Source organism: Microcoleus sp. B4-C1 (assembly GCF_036705285.1).
Taxonomy (GTDB): domain Bacteria; phylum Cyanobacteriota; class Cyanobacteriia; order Cyanobacteriales; family Microcoleaceae; genus Microcoleus.
The window spans coordinates 1-19,193 of the sequence record NZ_JAUBUC010000113.1 but is presented as its reverse complement, the minus strand read 5'-3'; the positions used below and the strand labels follow the sequence as shown (position 1 = coordinate 19,193).

The following is a 19,193-nucleotide window of genomic DNA, read 5'->3' as shown; positions in this document are numbered from 1 at the left end:
TCCCGCCCGTCCTTTTTGGACGGGCGGGACGCCCATCCCACTTTCAAGAGTGGGAGTTATTTAATTCTCATTCCTAAGTAAGGTGCGTCGCCACCCGTCAATCTGCAAGTTCTATTTAAAAGGTCGCAGATCCGCACCCTACATATTAAAATCACACAACATAAATATAGCGGCTACTTTACTTCATCAACCACCGAATATGCTGTATAATCAACTACTTCTTACTCGGCGCAATTTTCTCAATAGAAATCAGCGCCTCCATCACCGACTCCACAATCGGCGCCGCCACCGTACCCCCCGAAGAACCCTCCTTCGGCTCATCAATCACCGCCAAAACCACATACCGAGGAGCCTCCACAGGCATGATCCCCACAAAGCTAGTAATAATCGCCTTGTCAGAATAACCCCCACCAGCATTAGCTTTTTGAGCCGTGCCCGTTTTTCCAGCAATCCGATACCCAGGAATTTGTGCAGCTTTCCCCGTACCGCCATCAACCACAGTTTCCATCATTTCTAACACCTGCTTAGTAGTTTCCGGCGAAAAAACCTGCTTTGGAACCGGCCTCGGAAGCTTCCAATAAGCTTCACCTTCCCTATCAAAAAGTCCCCGCACAACGTGAGGAGTCACCAACTTGCCACCATTAGCCAAAGCGCCGTTAAGCTGCACCAACTGCATCGGAGTAATCGAAAAACCTTGCCCAAAAGCCGTAGTAGCAACTTCCACAGGAGAGTTAATAAATTGCTCTCGATTTTTAAGTTGACTGCTTACTTCAAAAGGCAAATCAGTTCCCGCAGTTTGTCCGAGTCCAAGTTTTTCTAAAGCTTGATAGTAAAGAGAAGGTTTCATGGTTCTCATCATGTGCACCATCCCCACATTACTAGAATGTTTCAAAATCTCAGTAACAGTCGAAGGGCCGCGCGCGCCTGCTCTTTGGTAATCGGAATTTTGGATAGTCCAAGGATTCATGTAAATCCGACCTTCATCGTTAAACACGGTATTAGGTTTCACCGCACCCGCTTCCAGAGCGATCGCCACATTAATCGCTTTAAAAGTCGAACCAGGCTCATAAACATCAGTTACAGCCCAATTTTTATAGCGCGACAAATCGAAATTAAAATATTGATTCGGGTCATAAGAAGGTTCCGCCACAACTGACAGCAATTCCCCGTTACTGGCATCCATCACAATCACTGTGCCCCGCTTCGCATCGTGTTGCTTCATTTTTTCCTTGAGGGCACTGCGGGCCGCCCGCTGCAAGCGACTGTCGATCGTCAATTGCAATTTCAAGTCATCAAGCTGCACAAATCCCGCCGTCAGCCGATCGGGAACCCAATTCCCATTGCTCGACCTGCTAAACTGAATCGACGGCATCGATCGTTCCAACAAATTCTGCTGGCTGTATTCCACCCCAGCTTGTCCCTTCCGTTCCCCATCCACATAACCGAGGATATCCGCCGCCAACTCCTGCTGTGGGTAAAAACGCTGCTGCTGACGCAGCAACTCCAAGCCATCGACCAGACTCTCTTTAATTTGCATCCCAGCGACGCGATCGGCAACCTCTTGAGGCAGAGAGTCCGCAATTGTAATACCGCTTTCAGCAAGATTAAACCTGCGTATCAATTCAGTTTCCGACGTAGTGCCCGGAGTCAGTTCGATCGCCAGCATCGGAGCCAACTTAGCAGCAATTTCCGCCTTCGAGTGGTTAAACAACTTTGGGTGAGCGTAGAGCGTGTACACCTGTCTGTCGATCGCCAAAACATTCCCTGCGCGGTCAATTATCGGGCGTCTCGGTACAAACGGCTTCGTTTTGAGAGTTTGCTGCTGCTCTGCCTGTTTACGCAGCGCCGGAGCTCGCGTCACCTGCAAATAAAACAAATTCACAGCCAGCCCCAGCCCCCCCAGCATCAACACCGCCCACACCGCCCACAAACGGAACTTGCTGCGCTTTAAACGCTCCACCGGTCGCCCCCAAGATGCAGCCGTCTGTTGTGACGACCGGCCGAAACTGCCGGAATATCTAGGTTTGGCTGGTTTTTCCCACCCAGTGCGATCGCCCGCCTGTTTTGTGCGTTTGAAATTCGGCGATCTGTAGCGGTCAAAACGGGGGTCGTAGCTCATGGCATTAAAATTTCAATAGCAAGTTAGAGCGTTGTAGAATTGATAATTTATAACTTAAATCTTAAATCTTAAAAGAGAAAATTCACGACTTGGAAATGAGCAGTCCCTATCAGGGTTTGGATCACACCTAAAGTTGCATTCTGTTTTTTGAAGTGGTCTTAATTATTTTTAATCTGTAACTTCCGGTGGGAAGCTGAAAATCGATCGCGACTTGCATTCCAAGTCAAAAAGGAAATTAGATCCTCAAATTCTCAGGCCCTCGGACACTCATGCCCGGAGGGCGCTCTCCGCTTTGACACAGGTTTAATAGCCCAGCGGTGTTTCCACACCGGCTCGATTCTGGAGAGCGGGCTCAGAATTTGGTGCCGCAACGGGCGATCGAGTTTCAGGGGCCGGCTGCAAGAAAATCGTGTCCCCAGGATTCTGTGGAACCAAACCGGTTTCGGAATTTTGGGCTTCTTTAGCAAGTTGGTGTTTCAAGACTTCACTAGAAGCACTCAATTGTTGTTCCCGGAGGCGCAGAGTTTCCAGTTTTTGATACTCCTGACTCCAGCGCTGCTCGCCGTAAACTGTCAAGCCGTAGAGACTCAGAGCACCGCCCAAAAGCATAACTGCTACCACTGAGGAGGCGCGCTGTGCCCGCAGGAGCGATCGCAACCACACTGGCTGCTGCTGGCGATTGGGCAAGACTTTCAGCACCGATGCGGACTGCCGAACCTGAGCCTGTTCGTCGTTTGCTGGCGAGTAGTTGGGCAATACCGGCCCTGTCTTCGCCCGCCTAGCTTTGGCAATAGAAGTAACTTTGCTTTTGGCCGGCCCAGCAGCGGGCTTGCGGGTCGATCGGGAGCGCGGAGAATCCGGGGATCTGATAGCAGCGGTCATAGAGTTCACCAATACGTAAAGTGGGGTAGCTTCAGCTTGATTGAGGTTAAGAGTTTTTTGTCTCCCAGATCGCCAGTGGTGGCCATCTGCGTTCGATCGGTTATCCTTACCAAGGATACCTTACAAGCCAACCAACCCATCCTACCACTGGTCTCTTTGACTTCAGGATTTGCCAAAAAAAAGAAATCTTTGCTGGTTAGCGATAATCTATGTGAAATTTATTAATAAATGCAGTATTGTAATCAACGAGCGAATCGTTGAGCTATTCGTGCCAGCATTGTTTCTCAAGTACACTATTCCCTTCCTTGCGATGGGTTTTCAATGTTAAGGAGTTTTTATGAACAAGGGATTAATTCGTTTGACTTTGGTAGTGGGCTTGGCAGTAGCCCTCGGCGCCTGCGGAGGAGATACCACCACCCCCAGCTCCCCTAGCCCCTCTCCGGGCGCTGGCACTACTAATCCTCCTGTTTCTTCTCCATCTCCAAAAACCACTCCAACTACTAGCCCTGCCCCTGCTCCTAAAAAGCCCTAACTAGGGCTATCCCGGAGTTGGTGCCCAACGAGCCTAGCCTGGGGGTGAAAAATGGTTCGCTCCTCGCATTTTTTCATCTCATAGGTCTAGGTCTCAAGTTGGGTGTTAGTGATTCTCTGCTGCTTTTACTAAAGTTCAGTACGTCCCGTTACCGCAGCAAAGTCCGCTGATTCGCTGCGTTACAAAAACATTCTTTTTCAAGTATAAAATTTGACAAGCGAATTTCAAAGGTGGTACCCGCCACGTGATTTATCCGTGGAATCAATCCCAAATCCAAAATCCTTGCATCCTCAAGCCCCCGGATTTATCCGTGGTGTCAATCTCAAATCTAAAATCTAAAATCTAAAATCGAATGACTCCCGGCCTGCACGTTTTGAAACTCAAGCCTGTGACAGGATGTTTGAGGACATTGCCAGTGCTGCTGCCTCAACTGAATATCAATCGGAGGAGCTCGCAGACTCGACGCAAATTTTGCACTGTCGATCGAGTCTCGCTTTCCTTCCCCGCCGCTGTTACCCGCAGACGAGACGAAAGCAAGCACAAACTTGGATGCTCGAAAACTCGCTCGATGACAGCATCGGCATTGCTACTCGATTTGTTGAATACGAGTATTGCCCCGGTGCGGGCAAGCACATCGAGCCGTCTGTTTTGAGCCCGTTTAGTGATTCAAGTGGTGCCGCACCAGTTCGGTATTAACCCTGCCTCGGCAAAACTCGCTCCAGTTGCGCCTCAGTGCTGCTTTAAACCTATTGCACCGTCGATCGTAGCATGGTGCTAGTTTGGTAGGCGATGCCTTGAGCATGGCAGATATTGCTTGCTGCTGTCGCCATACTGAGTCCTTTAGCTTTGATTCCTCAATACCGAGTTAAGCATCCTTCGCTGTTTGAGCGTATTGCCCAAATTCACGGGATTTGTGGGCCAACCCAGCCTCCGAGATGTGAAAGTCTACCGATCGGGCGATGCTCCCTGCCTGAAAATTCCAGGTAAACTATTAACTGCTCCCCAACACTTACAGGGTTGACCCTCCGGGAGTCGCCAATCGACAAGAGTTTAAAAAAACTCTCTATCACATATAAAAAAATAAGTCAAGGATATTTGGGAAAAAATATAAATTTTTCAATTTGTTTGAACTACCAGCCGGGAAGTCCCTCGGTATATTTAGAGGGGACACATCTGAGCGCTGCGCGAAGTACCCCGTTGGGAATTACGCCCGCGTGATGGAAAGAAGCGTCGGGTGGAGGGACGGAAACCGACAATTAGACTTAGCCACTATGAATTAATCTTCGGAAGTATCTTGATTTTCGATGTACTTCCTAAGTGTTGAAATGGTAATCTTTGGTGTGGCATTTTGGACATACACAAACTATACTATGCAAAGGTCGAAAAAAGAAAGTTAAAAAATGCAACTCACTTACAAATACCGCCTCAAACCCACAAAAGCCCAACTAACAACGATGGTGGCTCACCTAGAGCTCTGTCGTCGGCAGTACAACTACCGACTTGGCGATAGATTTAGGTGGTGGTCAGCCACGAGAACACCCGTCAACGCCTGTCCCTTGATTGTTTCGATAGTCCCGATTGAGGAAATTTATCAAAATATTCCTTTGACGAGAGTGCAAACTAGGGATGGTAGAAAAAAGGATGAGTCAGGCAATCCTTTGACCAGGAAAGGTGACGTTTTCTCGAACATTGAAGGCGGATATGTACAGTGGCAAACCATACAACTGGCTGACCTGAAAAACACAAAAAAGTTATTCCCTGATTATAAAGTGTTAGATTCGCAGGTCTTGCAAGATGTCGTCAACAGGGTGGAAACTTCCTTTTCAAATTTCACCACGCCGGACACAAATGGCAATCGTAGAGGCAAGCCCAGATTCAAAGGGCTTCATTACTACAAATCTTTCACTTATCCTCAACTAGACAATCTTGATATTGTCAAGGACGAGCAAAATAGGATTTGTATTGACCTCGCAAAAATAGGTCAAGTACCTATGGTTTTCCACCGTCCAATACCAACAAGGTTCACAGTTAAGACGGGAACAGTTATCAGAGAAGCTGATGGGTGGTATATCTCCCTGACGCTAGAAGATAAAACAGTTCCCGTAACGGTTGCAGAAATTCAACCGACGGTCGAAAATACTGTTGGCATCGATCTGGGAATCACTAATTACGTCTATCTTTCCAATGGCGAGAGAGTTGAGAATCCTAGGTTTTTGAGGAAGTCGGCCCAGAAATTGGCAAAACTTCAAGCGAAGTTAGCTAATAGAGTCAAGGGTTCTAAGCCTGGGAAGATTATCAAGGACAAGATTTCCAAACTCCATCAGTTTGTAGCTAGATCCCGATTAGATTTTCAGTTTAAAACTGCACATGAGCTATTCGGTAAATGTGAGGTTTTAGTTGTTGAAGACTTGAGTGTCAAAAATTTAACTAGACTTGCCCAGCCCAAGACAGATGTTGAAAATGGTAATTTGGTTTATTTGCCGAACGGTCAGTCAGCTAAAAGTGGCTTGAATAAATCCATGCTTGATGCTGCTCATGGGCAATTCGCCAGCGTCCTAAAATATGTCGCCTGGAAATTGGGTAAAAGCATTTTGTTTGTCTCTCCAAGAGGAACTTCTCAACATTGCTGGAATTGCCTCAACAAAGTACCGAAAGAATTGTCGGAGCGCTGGCATTCTTGTCAATGCGGAGAATCTTTGGATCGAGATAAAAACTCAGCTAAGCTTATAAAGAGAATTGGTCTAAGTTACGAAAGTGGCGGGGGAACTCCGTCACTCAAAAAAGCCTTTGAAAAAAAGGAAAAAGAAGCCTGCGGTCTAACTGTACTCAGTTGACCGTCAGGTTCGTTCACTATTTCTATACTTAGATGTTAGCAGTAAAACCCCAGCTCGGCCGTCGGCAAGGCAACAGCCTGCTGTGTGTGCAAGGACGCGCGCTGGATCTGCAGCAGTCAAGATCGTGCTAATCAGTGGTAGGATCAGCGATTAAAAATGTATCGAAATGTAAAGTGCAGCGTCGCTCTAGGTTTTGAAAGCCATTTAGTTAAAAGATTGAGGTAAGTAGTTTTATGCCCGCGACCGTCCCCTTTGAACAGATTGACCGCATTGTTTGGAATCAGCACCACGATCCATTTGAAGTGCTAGGCCCTCATGCGATCGAAGAAAATGGCAAAAAAGTCTGGGTCGTCCGAGCTTATCTGCCGAATGCGGATGCGGTATCCGTAGTTTTGCCGGAGGCCAGGGCCGAATACCCGATGAAATCAGAGCATCACCCTCACTTTTTTGAATGTACGATCGACACCCCAGAACTAGCAAACTATCAATTGCGGGTCAAAGAAGGGGAACACGAGCGCTTCATCTACGATCCCTACGCCTTTCGATCGCCCAAACTCACAGAATTCGACCAGCACCTATTCTCAGAAGGCAATCACCACCGCATTTATGAAAAACTCGGGGCGCACCTCACCGAAGTAGGCGGCATCACAGGAGTATATTTTGCCGTTTGGGCTCCGAATGCCCGCAACGTCTCTGTTTTAGGAGATTTCAACTATTGGGACGGCCGCAAACATCAAATGCGGAAATCGCAAAACGGCATCTGGGAATTATTTATTCCGGGACTATCTGTAGGAACTTCCTACAAATACGAAGTGAAAAACCAAGACGGACATCCCTACGAAAAGTCCGATCCTTACGGTTTCCAGCAAGAAGTGCGGCCGAAAACAGCATCAATTGTCACCGACTTAGACACCTACACTTGGCACGACAGCGCTTGGATCGAAAAGCGGCGGCACACAGACCCACTGACGCAGCCGATTTCGGTTTACGAATGCCACATCGGTTCTTGGCTGCACGCCGCTACTGACGAACCCGCCCTGCTACCAAATGGGGAAGTAGAACCCCCCGTGCAGGTTTCGGAACTCAATCCCGGGGCGCGCTTTCTGACTTACCGGGAATTAGCCGATCGGCTGATACCCTACGTCAAAGATTTGGGATTCACTCACATCGAAATGCTGCCCATCGCCGAACATCCTTTCGACGGTTCTTGGGGCTATCAAGTCACCGGCTATTTCGCCCCAACTTCCCGCTACGGCACACCTGAAGATTTCATGTATTTTGTTGACCAGTGCCACGCCAACGGCATTGGCGTACTGGTGGACTGGGTACCGGGACATTTCCCCAAAGACGGCCACGGCTTGGCTTTCTTTGATGGAACTCACTTGTACGAACACGCCGACTCCCGCAAGGGCGAACACAAAGAGTGGGGAACCCTAGTATTTAACTACGGCCGCAACGAAGTGCGGAATTTCCTAGTATCAAACGCTCTGTTCTGGTTTGACAAGTACCACATCGACGGGATTCGCGTAGATGCCGTAGCCTCGATGCTTTATTTGGATTACTGCCGCGAACCGGGAGAATGGCTGACCAACCAGTACGGGGGCCGGGAAAATATCGAGGCTGCAGATTTTCTGCGTCAGGCGAATCACGTCATTTTTAGCTATTTCCCAGGTGCGCTGTCGATCGCCGAAGAATCTACCTCTTGGCCGATGGTATCTTGGCCGACCTATGTAGGCGGTTTGGGTTTCAACCTGAAGTGGAACATGGGTTGGATGCACGATATGCTCGACTATTACCACATGGACCCGTGGTTCCGCCAGTTCCACCAGAACAACATAACTTTCAGTATGTGGTACAACCACAGCGAGAATTTCATGCTGGCTTTGTCCCACGATGAAGTAGTGCACGGCAAAGCCCACATCATCGGGAAAATGCCAGGAGACGAATGGCAAAAGTTTGCAAACGTGCGGTGTTTGTTTACTTTTATGTTTACTCATCCCGGAAAGAAAACGATTTTTATGGGGATGGAGTTCGGCCAGTGGCACGAGTGGAACGTTTGGGGGGATTTGCAGTGGCAGTTGCTGCAATTCGAGCCTCATCAAAAGTTGAAGCTGTTTTTTAAAGATTTGAACAATTTGTACCGCAGCGAAACGGCACTTTACAGTCAAGATTTTGCTGAGGATGGGTTTGAGTGGATTGATTGCAGCGACAATCGACACAGTGTCGTGGCATTTGTGCGCCGAGAGAAGGATGGCGACGAGTTTGTGGTGACGGTGTGCAATTTTACGCCCCAGCCCCACTCTCACTATCGCGTAGGAGTGCCGGAACCTGGTTTCTATACGGAGTTGTTTAACAGCGACGCGCGGGAATACGGCGGTAGCAATATGGGGAATTTGGGGGGCAAGTGGACTGAGGAGTGGTGGTTCCACAACAGTGCTTATTCGATCGACTTGTGTTTGCCACCTTTGGGGGTGTTGATCTTAAAGCTCGATCGGGCAAAAACAACAGCAAAATCTCAACAGTTTTAAGTTGTGAGTCATGAGAGTTTTGAGTTAAACATCAAAACTTTATTAAACCTAAAACTTTGAGGGTATTTAGAAACCCGGTTTCTTAGACAAACCGGGTTTTTTCTGTTTTTTTGTTGCGAAAAAAGGAAGTTCTGCAACGGATTCGCTTTCTTCTGATTTAAGGAGTTTAATATTAATTCCGGTTGCATCGGAATGATTTAACCGCAGAGTACGCAGAGATCACAGAGGAAGAGAAGAGAGAGATGAATAATTTCGATGCACAGGGAAAGGATATAATAACTCTTCTAAATACTTAGGCTACCCATCGAGTCCGATCGGCGGGGAACCGCGAGGGTATAAGTTCCAAATACTACCGCTAGGCGAGCGTACCTCTTACCAAGTTTTAATTTCGAGTATCGGAAGCGCCAAGATTATAAGAAACTTTTGACTGCTCAACTGTTACTACTTCTGAAAGAGATTGTTCTGTCGCTACCTCTAAAGCTGGCAGTGGTAGATGCTTCATTTCCCAAACTTTCAGCAAAATTAGATATTCATAAAAAGCTTGCAGCGTGCACCAAGCCAATCCCGCTTGGCCGTCAAGAAATCCGCCGAGTAAAATATACATATAGAAAAACCGCACCACAGGCCGCAAAGGCAAGCGCAAAGAAAAATCTTTCAAAGCGCGGCGCCTTTCCACCTCCGACGCGCCAAACAATAAACCCCACCAATTTACTTGACCCGCTTCTAATTGGCGGAGAGTTTCAGCCGCCTCGTCAGTCGAGTAGCGGTTGTGCTTTTCAATCCAGCGGGAAAGACCTTTGCTGCAAGTATAGTGAGGGTAAGTTTCCTTCAAAAAGTGAGTAGGCCCGTTGCAGACTTCCCGTTCAGTGTGACCGTAGTCCGTAAACCACACTCGGTCTTTGCGAAAGAGACGCATTTGATAACGGGGATATTGAGTGCTGCGGCGAATCCAGCGCTCCATAAATATTACTTTTTCAGCTACGTAATAGCCGATATATTCTTGAGTTTCGATCGCCTTTAAGCATTCAGCAAACAGTGCAGGCGTCATCCGCTCGTCAGCTTCGAGGATGTAAACCCATTCGTACTTGCACGGGACTTCTTGGAGCATCCAAGTCCGCTGGCGTCCGTGAGTTTCAAAGCGGTGCTGCACTGTTTGCACGGCATAGTTCTGAACAATCTCAAGGGTGCGATCGGTGCTGAAAGAATCAACTACAATGATATCGTCACAAAGCAGTGCCGATTCAATGCAAGCGGCGATATCAATCTCTTCGTTGTAAGTCAGAATATAAATTGAGAACATTCCCAGCTTTCAGTAAGGGCAAACTATTGGGTAAACAAACTATTTCTCAGGGATGTCTCGACCAGCGCGATCCCTGCCAGCGCTGGTCAATTTTTCCGGCGGCCGAACCGCAGAATTCCCATACTTCTCAATCCCGTCCAACCAACAGTAATGTAGCCGATCGCTAACAACAAACTGTTGATTCCCGTCTGCAAACTCGAATTTCTCGATCGAGTTCTTAACTCTTTCTCTTTTTGTTGCTTGCGGGTGCGAATCTCGTTGCGAGCTTGAGTGGGAAGTGATTGAGCTTGCTGTTCCAGGAACTTGTCGAGGGCTTTCGGGTCATTTTTCGACTGCTCAAGCACAGCTTTCAATTCCTTGGGAACCTCTGGACTCTTGAGTGCTTCTTGCAGCTTCCCGTCGTCTTCCAGCAGCGCTCCTATCTGGCTGCGACGCTGGCTTTTGAGCTGTTCTACCTGAGCTTTAAATTGAGGGCTTTTAAGTTGTGCCTCAAGTTGACCTTCCGCTTGTCCGGCTTCTTGATCGACTTGAGCCAGAGCATCCTTGAGTTCCAAACGAGTATTGTTGAGGTGAACGGGAACCAGAGATAGGTAAACTAGACCTAACAAGCTGGAAATCAACAGCGCCCAGAATCGCAAGTCCAGCCAAACGTTGCGTCGCTCAATAGAGACTCCACTGCTGCTGTCCACCCAAAAGCCAGTCATCAGGAGGGCGATACCGATCAAAGGAATAATGCCCTTGTCAACTATCTGAGTTGCAGCAGTCAACTGCCAGCCTCGATTGAGAAGGTCTGAAGTTTCTCCCGGCAGCGACAGAACAATGCAGTCAAGCAAAGCAGACAGAATTAAGATAATCCCGACTACTTTGAGAGTTCGAGCAGCTACTGAAGAAAATTGACGGCTATTACTTGCTTTCATAATTCGTGTTAGATAATTCTACACCGTTAGATTCAAGGGGGTAGTTGAGTGGATTTTGTTGAACGAGTTTAGCTATTTTCCACCAAAATAGCTGCTTCGGATACCGAACTCGACTTTCCTCTGGGTTTTCACAGGCTGCGGTTGCGACCCAAAGGTCGAGTTTCTGCACAGCTATATACAGTTGGACACAGGAGGCTGTGCGCTTCTGGGTTGGCTGTAAAGCTTGGTCAAGATTGCGCCCAGACACTGCAGCAAGCAACTGCTGGCTTCTTCTATAGTCTGACGAATCCAGCGTAAAGATGAGCTCTGCACGCTTGGGTTCGGTGCTTTTAACTAGCTTTCGCTCGCGCGGCGGTGTCAGAAATTATAGACACAGGAGGAGCGCGTTTCGTTGGGTTTCACCCCCTAGGGCTCTCACTCCCCGATCGCCTGCCCGATGCGGTGGAACTCTCATCCCTTGTCTTATAGTAATTGATATAAGAGAGGGCGGGAATAAATAATTGTTTACCAACCTTTTTTACCTCCAATTACCAACAGCAGGATATGGCAGTTACCTATAAAATATTAGCTGTTTTTTACCTATAAATTATATTTTGAAAATCTGCTTGAGCCTCGGTAATCTTTAGTTATATTTTCTGGCTAAAAAGTTACCACTTGCTAATTAATGTTTGCTCAAAGGCAACTATTAATTAGTGGAAAAATTGAAGGATATATTTTTAAATAACGAAAGTGCAAGGAATCACATTTTTTGGTAGGATAATTTTGAGCGCTGTTCAAATTGGGTGGTAATGACTGCAATGATTTCTGATGTTTATACGTTGAAAGAACTTGAAAGATCGATCGCATCCGATCCGGACAAGTGGCGTCCGATCGTGTTTACTAACGGGTGCTTCGATATCCTGCACTGCGGTCACGTCCGCTATTTGCAGGCGGCAAAAAATTTGGGGCGATCGCTCGTGGTGGGCTTGAATAGTGACGCCAGCGTGCAAGCTATCAAACCGCAGCAGCCGGGATTGCCGCCCCGCCCGATCGTACCGGAAAATCAGCGAGCCGAAGTGTTAGCCGCTCTCAAACCAGTAGACGCCGTAGTAATTTTTTCCGAGATTACAGCAACTAAACTGATAAATATCCTGAAGCCTGATATATACGTTAAAGGAGGCGACTATCAAGTCGAAACTCTGCCGGAAGCACCGGCGGTTATCGCCGGAGGTGGCAAGATTTCCTTGATCGAAATAGAAGTTCCGAGTTCTACCAGTGCGATCGTCAAACGCATTTTACAATTAGGTACTTAACCCTCGATCGCAAACAGCAAACAGTGAGCTAAACTCAGAAGTTGCTCCATCAAAAAACACTAAAGTACGCGCGGCGAAGCTATCCCGTAGGGAATCGCTCGTACAACTTCATCCCAATTGCTAAGCAGGAGATAATTTTAATGGAACTCACAAGCAATAACACGATCGCGGAAATCCTACAAAGACACAAAGCAGAGTTACTAGCAGACTGGCTCAAAGAACTGCAAAATACCGGGCTGCGGCGGGACGACTTGATGAGAGCCAAAGAATTGCGCTCCGAGTGTCAAGAGTTCCTGCAATTGCTCCACATTGCAGTCGGGCACGGTAACTTTAGCGACATCCAGACACCCGAATGGGAAAATATGCGGGTGTTGCTAGCAGAAGTTTCGCGATCGCGCGTTCAGAGAGGCTTTACTCCCTCAGAGATAGCGAGTTTCATTTTATGCTTCAAAAAGCCATTGTTCGATCGGCTTTGTCATGAACTCACACAAAACCGCGACGCACTTGTCGAACAACTTTGGCTTTCCACCAGTTTATTAGACCAGCTTGGCCTTTGGGTGACAGAAATTTTTCTCAAAGCTCGCGAAGAAGTCATCGAACGGCAGCAGCAAGAAATGCTCGAATTGTCAACACCCGTAGTCAAACTTTGGCAAGGCATTCTCGCTTTACCCATGATCGGGACTCTCGACAGTGCCCGCACTCAAATAGTCATGGAAACTCTGTTGCAGGAAATCATGGAAACCGGCTCCGAATTTGCGATTTTAGACATTACAGGCGTGCCGACTGTTGACACTTTAGTTGCTCAACATTTATTAAAAACTGTCGCCGCCGCCCGTTTAATGGGTACTGAGTGCATCATCAGTGGCATTCGCCCGCAAATAGCTCAAACCATAGTTCACTTGGGAGTTGACTTGCAGGATATTCTCACAAAAGCGACTTTAGCAGATGCTTTTAAAGTCGCGTTGCAGCGCCAAGGTTTAACTATAAAAAATATTAAAGAGGAAACATAAAAATATTGCGCTCTGACATGAGAAGTCAAGTAAATGTTAACAAGTAGGTGAATTTGTGGAACGAATACCAATCCTTCAAATGGGAGAATTTTTGCTAGTAACAATTCAAGTAGATATGCACGATCGCTTAGCAATGGCCCTGCAAGACGACCTGACGAACCGCATCGTCAAAACAGGTGTCAAAGGTGTGTTAATAGAGATTTCTTCCCTCGAAATTGTGGATTCTTTTATCGGTCGCATTATCAACAATATCGCTAGTATGTCGCGAATTTTAGATGCGGAGACAGTTGTGGTCGGGATGCAGCCAGCGGTTGCGATCACGCTCGTTGAGTTGGGGCTTTCCCTGACAGGAGTTCGCACAGCTTTAAGCGTTGAAAAGGGCATGATTTTGTTGCGAAAATCCTTGGGTTGGGCTGTAGACGAGCAAGCGTAAGCAGTCGCTTAATTGTCCCATAACTGAGGCACAGGCAGTCAAGAAACCTTGTTTGTTTGTAGATACCTTGTTGACAAACTGAAAATTTCTGAGGAGAGGGCTTACGCACTCAAGGGGGTTAAATCAAGGGTTTGAGATTCCTGCACTATGTTCTCTTTTGAGAGAAAATCGTAGTAAGTGCGTAAGTCCTATTAAGAGAAACTAAGTTGATGAGTGTAAGTCCTATATTTTGGGGAGAAGTTCTATTTTGGTACAGTAGCCGCCATGTCAAAACGTGAGACACTAGAAATCCGATCGTCATCCGATATAGTCCACGTCCGACAGCAAGTGCGAACTTGGGCTGTAGCAATGGGGTTCGGTTTATTAGACCAAACGAAAATCGTTACCGCAGCCAGCGAACTCGCCCGCAATACTGTAGAGTACGGCAAAGGGGGAACTGTAACTCTCGAAACGCTCCAATTAGGCAACCGCAAAGGGCTGAAGCTGATATTTGAAGACAAGGGGCCGGGAATTCCAGACATCGAATTGGCAATGACTGACGGTTATACTTCTAATCACGGTTTGGGTTTGGGGCTCAGTGGTTCCAAGCGGTTGATGCACGAATTTGAGATTGTTTCCAAAGCGGGTAAGGGGACTAAAATTGCGATCGTCCGCTGGCGGTAAGGAGTAAGGAGAGTGGGAGATTGGGAGAGAGTGGGGTCGCGCGCGCTACAAATGACTAATGAGAAACCCGGTTTCTATGAGTTTTGGGTTGGGTAACGAGAAATCTCAGTAGAAACCCGGTTTCTGAGGTCGATCGCGCGCTACAAATGACTAATGAGAAACCGGGTTTCTATGAGTTTTGGGTTGGGTAACGAGAAATCTCAGTAGAAACCCGGTTTCTGAGGTCGATCGCGCGATGGCTAACTAAACTAAGAACTAATGACTAATGACTAATGACTAATGACTAATGACTAATGACTTTTTAAATGCGCGCCAGCTTAAGATGAGAACTACAAAATAATGATAGATGCCGTAGCCCTGCCCGTAACAGAAGAAAGTCAAGTCGGAGAAGCGCGGCGAATCGCAGTCGCCCTGGCGGCCGAAGTCGAATTTAACGAGACCGATCGCGGTAAAGTGGCAATTGTTACCACGGAAGCAGCAAAAAACCTGGTCAAGCACGCCCGCGAAGGAGAACTTTTGCTGCGAACATTCAAAACAGCGGCAGGATATAGCATTGAAATAGTAGCGCTAGACCGGGGCAACGGAATGGCAAATGTCGCGCTGTGTATGCGGGACGGTTTTTCTACAGCGGGAAGCCCTGGAACTGGACTGGGGGCAATTAAACGCCTCTCTACTTTTTTTGATATTCATTCTGTACCCAAACTGGGGACAGCCTTATTAGCGCGGCTGGAACCGACCCAAAATAGCCGGGAAGCATCCCAAAACAGCAATTACTTGGAATTTGGGGTCATCCACTTGCCGAAAGTAGGAGAGCAAATTTGTGGCGATTCCTGGGCGGCGGAAAATCACCTTGACAAAAACCTGATTTTAGTTGCAGACGGGCTCGGCTACGGGGATTTGGCCCAGGAAGCCTCTCAGGAAGCAGTGCGCGTATTTCAAGAAAACGCCAAACTCGGCCCAAAAGCAATTTTAGAGAAGGCGCACGCTGCTTTAAAAAATACCAGAGGAGCGGCTGCGGCGATCGCCCAAATCGATCGTACCCAACAAACAGTTTGTTTTGCCGGAATTGGCAACATCAGCGGTGTAGTTGTCACAGATAACCAAAGCCGTAGCATGGTTTCCTACAACGGCACAGTTGGACATATGATGCGAAAAGTAGCAGAATTTGTCTATCCTTGGTCGCAGCAGTCCCTACTCATCATGCACTCCGACGGTTTGGCGGCGCAGTGGAATTTAAACCGCTACCCGGGCTTAGCCTCCAGACATCCTGCTTTAATCGCAGCCGTGCTCTACCGGGACTTCAAACGCACTCGCGATGACATGACAGTTATAGTAGCCAAGGTCAGGAACCCCATAGCTAAAGCTAGGGGATTGCAAACTGTTCGGCTCTAACGAGCCCAAGCAAGCAATCCCGAACCTGACCAGCCTAAGACTTAACCACAAGTCTACGTTTTCAAGGTCACGATACCGACAAATGCGTAGCTAGTTTGTTGCCACTATCGTTGATTGTTAAACATCTTTAGCGGGGTTAAGGAAGTGCAATTAACCTAACAAGCCTTGAAAACTTTGGCGAAGCTAACGTTACGAGAAATCAGAAGAGACGCAATAATGTCTAACCAAATCCTAGTTTTAGATACCCATCGCAAACCGCTAACACCCTGTACGCCAGGGATGGCACGGTCATTACTTAAAGCAAGAAAGGCTACTGTCTTTCGCCGATACCCGTTCACCATCATTATCACAAAGGAAGTTCAAGATACTCCACAATCTCTAACTTTAAAATTAGATCCTGGCAGCAAAGTAACGGGCATTGCTTTACTTAAAAATGACAAGCTGATTTGGGCAGCAGAGTTGACTCATAGAGGCTCAGCCATCAAAGATGCTTTATTGTCACGCCGTCAATTACGGAGAGCGCGACGTAACCGTAAAACCCGGTATCGTAAAGCCCGATTTCTAAATCGCACTCGTCATGAAGGTTGGTTAGCGCCCAGCTTGCAACATCGAGTAGATACGATATTGACCTGGGTTAACCGTATTTCTCGCTATGCTCCCGTAGGTTCACTGGTTCAGGAATTGGTCAGATTTGACTTACAATTGATGCAGAATCCTGAGATTAGTGGTGTCGAATATCAGCAGGGAGAACTACAGGGTTACGAGGTCAAAGAGTATTTGCTCAATAAGTTCAATCGTCAGTGCGTTTACTGTGGTGCAAAAGATACAAAGCTAGAGGTCGAGCATATCCACCCACGCTCTAAAGGTGGCTCTGATAGGGTTTCTAACCTGGCTGTGGCTTGCCATCCGTGCAATCAGCGGAAAGGTAATCAAGACATTAAAGATTTCCTCTCTGGTAAAGTTGACATTTTAAAGAGGGTATTGGCACAGAGTAAAGTACCCTTAAAAGATGCAGCAGTGGTTAACGCTACCCGATGGGCTTTATTCAATGCCTTGAGAACAACGGGTTTACCTGTCAGTACCGGATCTGGAGGCAAAACAAAGTTCAATCGGACTCGGTTAGGGCTTCCCAAAACCCATTGGCTTGATGCCGCCTGTGTTGGTGACACTCCGACATTAGAAGTTTTGACCTTGCAGCCGTTGTTGATTAAATCAGCAGGGCATGGGACTCGCCAAATGTGCGGTACTAATAAATTTGGTTTTCCAATTCGTCACCGTACAAGAGTCCAGATTCACAAAGGTTTTCAAACAGGCGAGCTCGTTAAAGCAACCGTTACCTCTGGAAAGAAAATCGGCTTTTACGTTGGGCGGGTTCTTTGTCGGGCAACTGGTAGTTTCGATATCGCTACGGTCACGGGAAGAGTTACGGGCATTAGTCACAAATACTGCACACCAATCCATAAAAAAGATGGTTACAACTATAGCTATTGATTTGGCTGTTGAGGGGGCATCGAACCCCCTCAACAACCACTCTTATCCCTCCCCATGTCTGAAGCCAGAGGTTTCTCGGAGGTTTTGGTGAAAAGCAGCGTGAGTTATCCAATCCTGACGACGGAAGTCCGCTTTGAACAAGACATCGTACAAGTACGCCAAAGAGCTCGCCAAATTGCTAAAGGGCTGGGATTCGATTCCCAAGTACAAACCCGCATCGCCACAGCAGTTTCCGAAATTGCCCGCAATGCTTTCAAATATGCAGGCGGTGGCAAAGTAGAATTCATTGTGGAAGGGGAATCGCCCCAAATTTTTCGGACTCGGATTTCCGACACGGGGCCGGGAATTGCTGATTTAGCGGCTGTGTTAAGCCCCAATTTTCGATCGCAAACCGGCGCGGGACTCGGTTTAGCAGCAGCGAAACGGTTGATGGACGAAGTGAAAATCGACTCTCGGCCCGATCGCGGAACGGCTGTACAATTAATTAAACAGTTTTCCAAAAATATGCCGGCGCTGAGTGCGATCGAACTAAATCAATTAGTTGACAAACTAGCGCGCCAAATTCCCGAAGATCCCTATGCCGAAATTCAGCAGCAAAATCAAGAATTACTACGCACTTTAGACGAACTCCGCCAGCGTCAAGAAGAACTCGTACAATTAAATCAACAGCTAGAAGATACCAATCGCGGAGTCCTAGCACTTTACGCTGAATTGAACGACAAAGCCGAATCTCTCCGGCGCGCCAGCGAACTCAAAACCAGCTTTCTCTCCAATATGAGCCACGAGTTTCGCACTCCGCTAACGGCAATTATGAGCCTTTCGGAAATATTGTTAAATCGCCTCGACGGAGAACTTTCAGACGAACAGGACAAGCAAGTAAATTACATTTACAAATCCGCCGAGTCTCTCGCAGAACTTGTCAACGACTCGTTAGATTTAGCCAAAGTGGAAGCCGGAAAACTAACTGTTCGCTTGGCTGATTTTGAAGTCGAAGATTTGTTCAGCGCCCTGCGAGGAATGATGCGCCCCCTGCTTCCCCAAAACTCTGCCGTTTCTATAATTTTTGAAGATCCTCTCGAACTTCCAATCCTCACAACCGACGAGGGAAAAGTTTCTCAGATTTTGCGAAATCTGATTTCTAATGCCCTCAAATTTACCGCAGCAGGTGAAGTTAGAGTTGCTGCGGAAATAGGAGAGGAGGGAACAGTTACTTTTTCAGTAGCAGATACGGGCATAGGAATTCCTCCAGCCGACCAAAGGCGGATTTTTGAAGAATTTGTCCAACTCGAAAACCCCTTGCAGAATGGCGTCAAAGGCACGGGATTGGGATTGTCTCTGTGCAAAAAACTGGCGGAATTTCTGGGGGGAAGTATTGAAATCACAAGTTCACCCGGAGTGGGTTCGACTTTTTTTGTCACACTGCCAATTCTGTATCCTGGGGAGGAAGAAAACCCTTTGGAAATGTCCCCTGCTAAGGGAGATGAAATACCGCTGGCAAGCGCAAATTCTCGTAGCTTGCGGGGTTCCGGGCGATCGCCAGCGGCGGATTCAGCAGCAAAAGTTTTGATTGGGGAGGATGAAGATAGTTTTTCGGTATTTGCTGAAAAACTTGCTGGCAGAAATTCATTGTACTGCGATATAGGTCGCCGACGGCGCTGAAGGTTGGGTTCGGCTGCTCTTTGAGCAACCGCAAGCAATTTTTATCGACATTATGATACTCACTGAAAGCATCCAGGATACAAGCCCCCGGATTCATCCGTGGAAAAATAAAAAACCTGTATCCGATGAAACTTGCCGAAC

Annotated in this window: 16 protein-coding genes; 11 read left to right on the top strand and 5 right to left on the bottom strand. The window is 47.5% G+C overall.

Going from position 1 to position 19,193, the window contains the following annotated elements; translation table 11 throughout:
* Window positions 1–214: 214 nt before the first annotated feature.
* Both QUB26_RS28210 and QUB26_RS28205 read right to left on the bottom strand, forming a co-directional pair.
* On the bottom strand, window positions 215–2,119 hold the full coding sequence (locus QUB26_RS28210; RefSeq protein WP_333320629.1) for a penicillin-binding protein 2: 1,905 nt from the start codon (window positions 2,117–2,119) through the stop codon (window positions 215–217).
* A gap of 303 nt (window positions 2,120–2,422) precedes the next feature.
* Window positions 2,423–3,001, bottom strand: a complete 579-nt coding sequence (locus QUB26_RS28205) for a hypothetical protein (protein WP_333246470.1) — start codon at window positions 2,999–3,001, stop codon at window positions 2,423–2,425.
* 337 nt (window positions 3,002–3,338) lie between these two features.
* Between QUB26_RS28205 and QUB26_RS28200 the strand changes: the two genes are divergently transcribed.
* From QUB26_RS28200 to glgB, 4 genes are all read left to right on the top strand, one after another.
* Window positions 3,339–3,533 (top strand): serine protease, encoded by a 195-nt coding sequence (locus tag QUB26_RS28200; protein ID WP_333246468.1) that lies wholly within the window; start codon window positions 3,339–3,341, stop codon window positions 3,531–3,533.
* Between the two features lie 352 nt (window positions 3,534–3,885).
* Window positions 3,886–4,185, top strand: coding sequence for a hypothetical protein (locus QUB26_RS28195; protein WP_333302984.1), 300 nt, complete (start codon window positions 3,886–3,888; stop codon window positions 4,183–4,185).
* 748 nt (window positions 4,186–4,933) lie between these two features.
* On the top strand, window positions 4,934–6,367 hold the full coding sequence (locus tag QUB26_RS28190; protein ID WP_333246464.1) for a transposase: 1,434 nt from the start codon (window positions 4,934–4,936) through the stop codon (window positions 6,365–6,367).
* Between the two features lie 233 nt (window positions 6,368–6,600).
* Complete coding sequence (glgB, locus tag QUB26_RS28185; RefSeq protein WP_333246461.1) at window positions 6,601–8,895, top strand: 1,4-alpha-glucan branching enzyme; 2,295 nt, start codon at window positions 6,601–6,603, stop codon at window positions 8,893–8,895.
* A 382-nt stretch (window positions 8,896–9,277) separates the two neighbouring features.
* Here glgB and QUB26_RS28180 read toward each other — a convergent pair whose 3' ends face one another.
* From QUB26_RS28180 to QUB26_RS28170, 3 genes are all read right to left on the bottom strand, one after another.
* Entirely contained in the window at window positions 9,278–10,195 is a 918-nt protein-coding gene (locus QUB26_RS28180; protein WP_333211713.1) for a glycosyltransferase family 2 protein, read from the bottom strand.
* Window positions 10,196–10,281: 86 nt separating this feature from the next.
* Window positions 10,282–11,112, bottom strand: coding sequence for a hormogonium polysaccharide biosynthesis protein HpsJ (hpsJ-B, locus tag QUB26_RS28175; protein WP_333211711.1), 831 nt, complete (start codon window positions 11,110–11,112; stop codon window positions 10,282–10,284).
* On the bottom strand, window positions 11,099–11,371 hold the full coding sequence (locus QUB26_RS28170; RefSeq protein ID WP_333056898.1) for a hypothetical protein: 273 nt from the start codon (window positions 11,369–11,371) through the stop codon (window positions 11,099–11,101). The genes hpsJ-B and QUB26_RS28170 overlap by 14 nt, the downstream gene beginning before the upstream one ends.
* Window positions 11,372–11,909: 538 nt before the next feature.
* Here QUB26_RS28170 and rfaE2 point away from each other — a divergent pair.
* The 7 genes from rfaE2 (at window position 11,910) to QUB26_RS28135 (ending at window position 19,052) form a co-directional block, all read left to right on the top strand.
* A complete protein-coding gene (rfaE2, locus tag QUB26_RS28165; protein WP_445252214.1) occupies window positions 11,910–12,404 on the top strand; it encodes a D-glycero-beta-D-manno-heptose 1-phosphate adenylyltransferase in 495 nt (164 codons plus the stop codon).
* Window positions 12,405–12,544: 140 nt separating this feature from the next.
* Entirely contained in the window at window positions 12,545–13,414 is an 870-nt protein-coding gene (locus QUB26_RS28160) for an STAS domain-containing protein (protein ID WP_333320627.1), read from the top strand.
* A gap of 55 nt (window positions 13,415–13,469) precedes the next feature.
* Window positions 13,470–13,847: an STAS domain-containing protein gene (locus QUB26_RS28155; RefSeq protein ID WP_333320625.1), complete on the top strand. Its 378-nt coding sequence runs from the start codon at window positions 13,470–13,472 to the stop codon at window positions 13,845–13,847.
* 264 nt (window positions 13,848–14,111) lie between these two features.
* Complete coding sequence (locus QUB26_RS28150; protein ID WP_333246454.1) at window positions 14,112–14,510, top strand: anti-sigma regulatory factor; 399 nt, start codon at window positions 14,112–14,114, stop codon at window positions 14,508–14,510.
* 339 nt (window positions 14,511–14,849) lie between these two features.
* On the top strand, window positions 14,850–15,902 hold the full coding sequence (locus QUB26_RS28145) for an ATP-binding SpoIIE family protein phosphatase (RefSeq protein ID WP_333246453.1): 1,053 nt from the start codon (window positions 14,850–14,852) through the stop codon (window positions 15,900–15,902).
* 216 nt (window positions 15,903–16,118) lie between these two features.
* Window positions 16,119–17,393, top strand: a complete 1,275-nt coding sequence (gene iscB, locus QUB26_RS28140) for an RNA-guided endonuclease IscB (protein ID WP_333246451.1) — start codon at window positions 16,119–16,121, stop codon at window positions 17,391–17,393.
* Between the two features lie 54 nt (window positions 17,394–17,447).
* Window positions 17,448–19,052 (top strand): ATP-binding protein, encoded by a 1,605-nt coding sequence (locus tag QUB26_RS28135; protein ID WP_333320623.1) that lies wholly within the window; start codon window positions 17,448–17,450, stop codon window positions 19,050–19,052.
* The last annotated feature ends 141 nt before the right edge of the window (window positions 19,053–19,193 follow it).

Excerpts from the sequence above, each read along its gene's own strand:
- QUB26_RS28210 (WP_333320629.1), bottom strand. The coding sequence starts at position 2,119 with ATGAGCTACGACCCCCGTTTTGACCGCTACAGATCGCCGAATTTCAAA.
- QUB26_RS28205 (WP_333246470.1), bottom strand. The coding sequence starts at position 3,001 with ATGACCGCTGCTATCAGATCCCCGGATTCTCCGCGCTCCCGATCGACC.
- QUB26_RS28200 (WP_333246468.1), top strand. The coding sequence starts at position 3,339 with ATGAACAAGGGATTAATTCGTTTGACTTTGGTAGTGGGCTTGGCAGTA.
- QUB26_RS28195 (WP_333302984.1), top strand. The coding sequence starts at position 3,886 with ATGACTCCCGGCCTGCACGTTTTGAAACTCAAGCCTGTGACAGGATGT.
- QUB26_RS28190 (WP_333246464.1), top strand. The coding sequence starts at position 4,934 with ATGCAACTCACTTACAAATACCGCCTCAAACCCACAAAAGCCCAACTA.
- glgB (WP_333246461.1), top strand. The coding sequence starts at position 6,601 with ATGCCCGCGACCGTCCCCTTTGAACAGATTGACCGCATTGTTTGGAAT.
- QUB26_RS28180 (WP_333211713.1), bottom strand. The coding sequence starts at position 10,195 with ATGTTCTCAATTTATATTCTGACTTACAACGAAGAGATTGATATCGCC.
- hpsJ-B (WP_333211711.1), bottom strand. The coding sequence starts at position 11,112 with ATGAAAGCAAGTAATAGCCGTCAATTTTCTTCAGTAGCTGCTCGAACT.
- rfaE2 (WP_445252214.1), top strand. The coding sequence starts at position 11,910 with ATGATTTCTGATGTTTATACGTTGAAAGAACTTGAAAGATCGATCGCA.
- QUB26_RS28160 (WP_333320627.1), top strand. The coding sequence starts at position 12,545 with ATGGAACTCACAAGCAATAACACGATCGCGGAAATCCTACAAAGACAC.
- QUB26_RS28150 (WP_333246454.1), top strand. The coding sequence starts at position 14,112 with ATGTCAAAACGTGAGACACTAGAAATCCGATCGTCATCCGATATAGTC.
- QUB26_RS28145 (WP_333246453.1), top strand. The coding sequence starts at position 14,850 with ATGATAGATGCCGTAGCCCTGCCCGTAACAGAAGAAAGTCAAGTCGGA.
- iscB (WP_333246451.1), top strand. The coding sequence starts at position 16,119 with ATGTCTAACCAAATCCTAGTTTTAGATACCCATCGCAAACCGCTAACA.
- QUB26_RS28135 (WP_333320623.1), top strand. The coding sequence starts at position 17,448 with ATGTCTGAAGCCAGAGGTTTCTCGGAGGTTTTGGTGAAAAGCAGCGTG.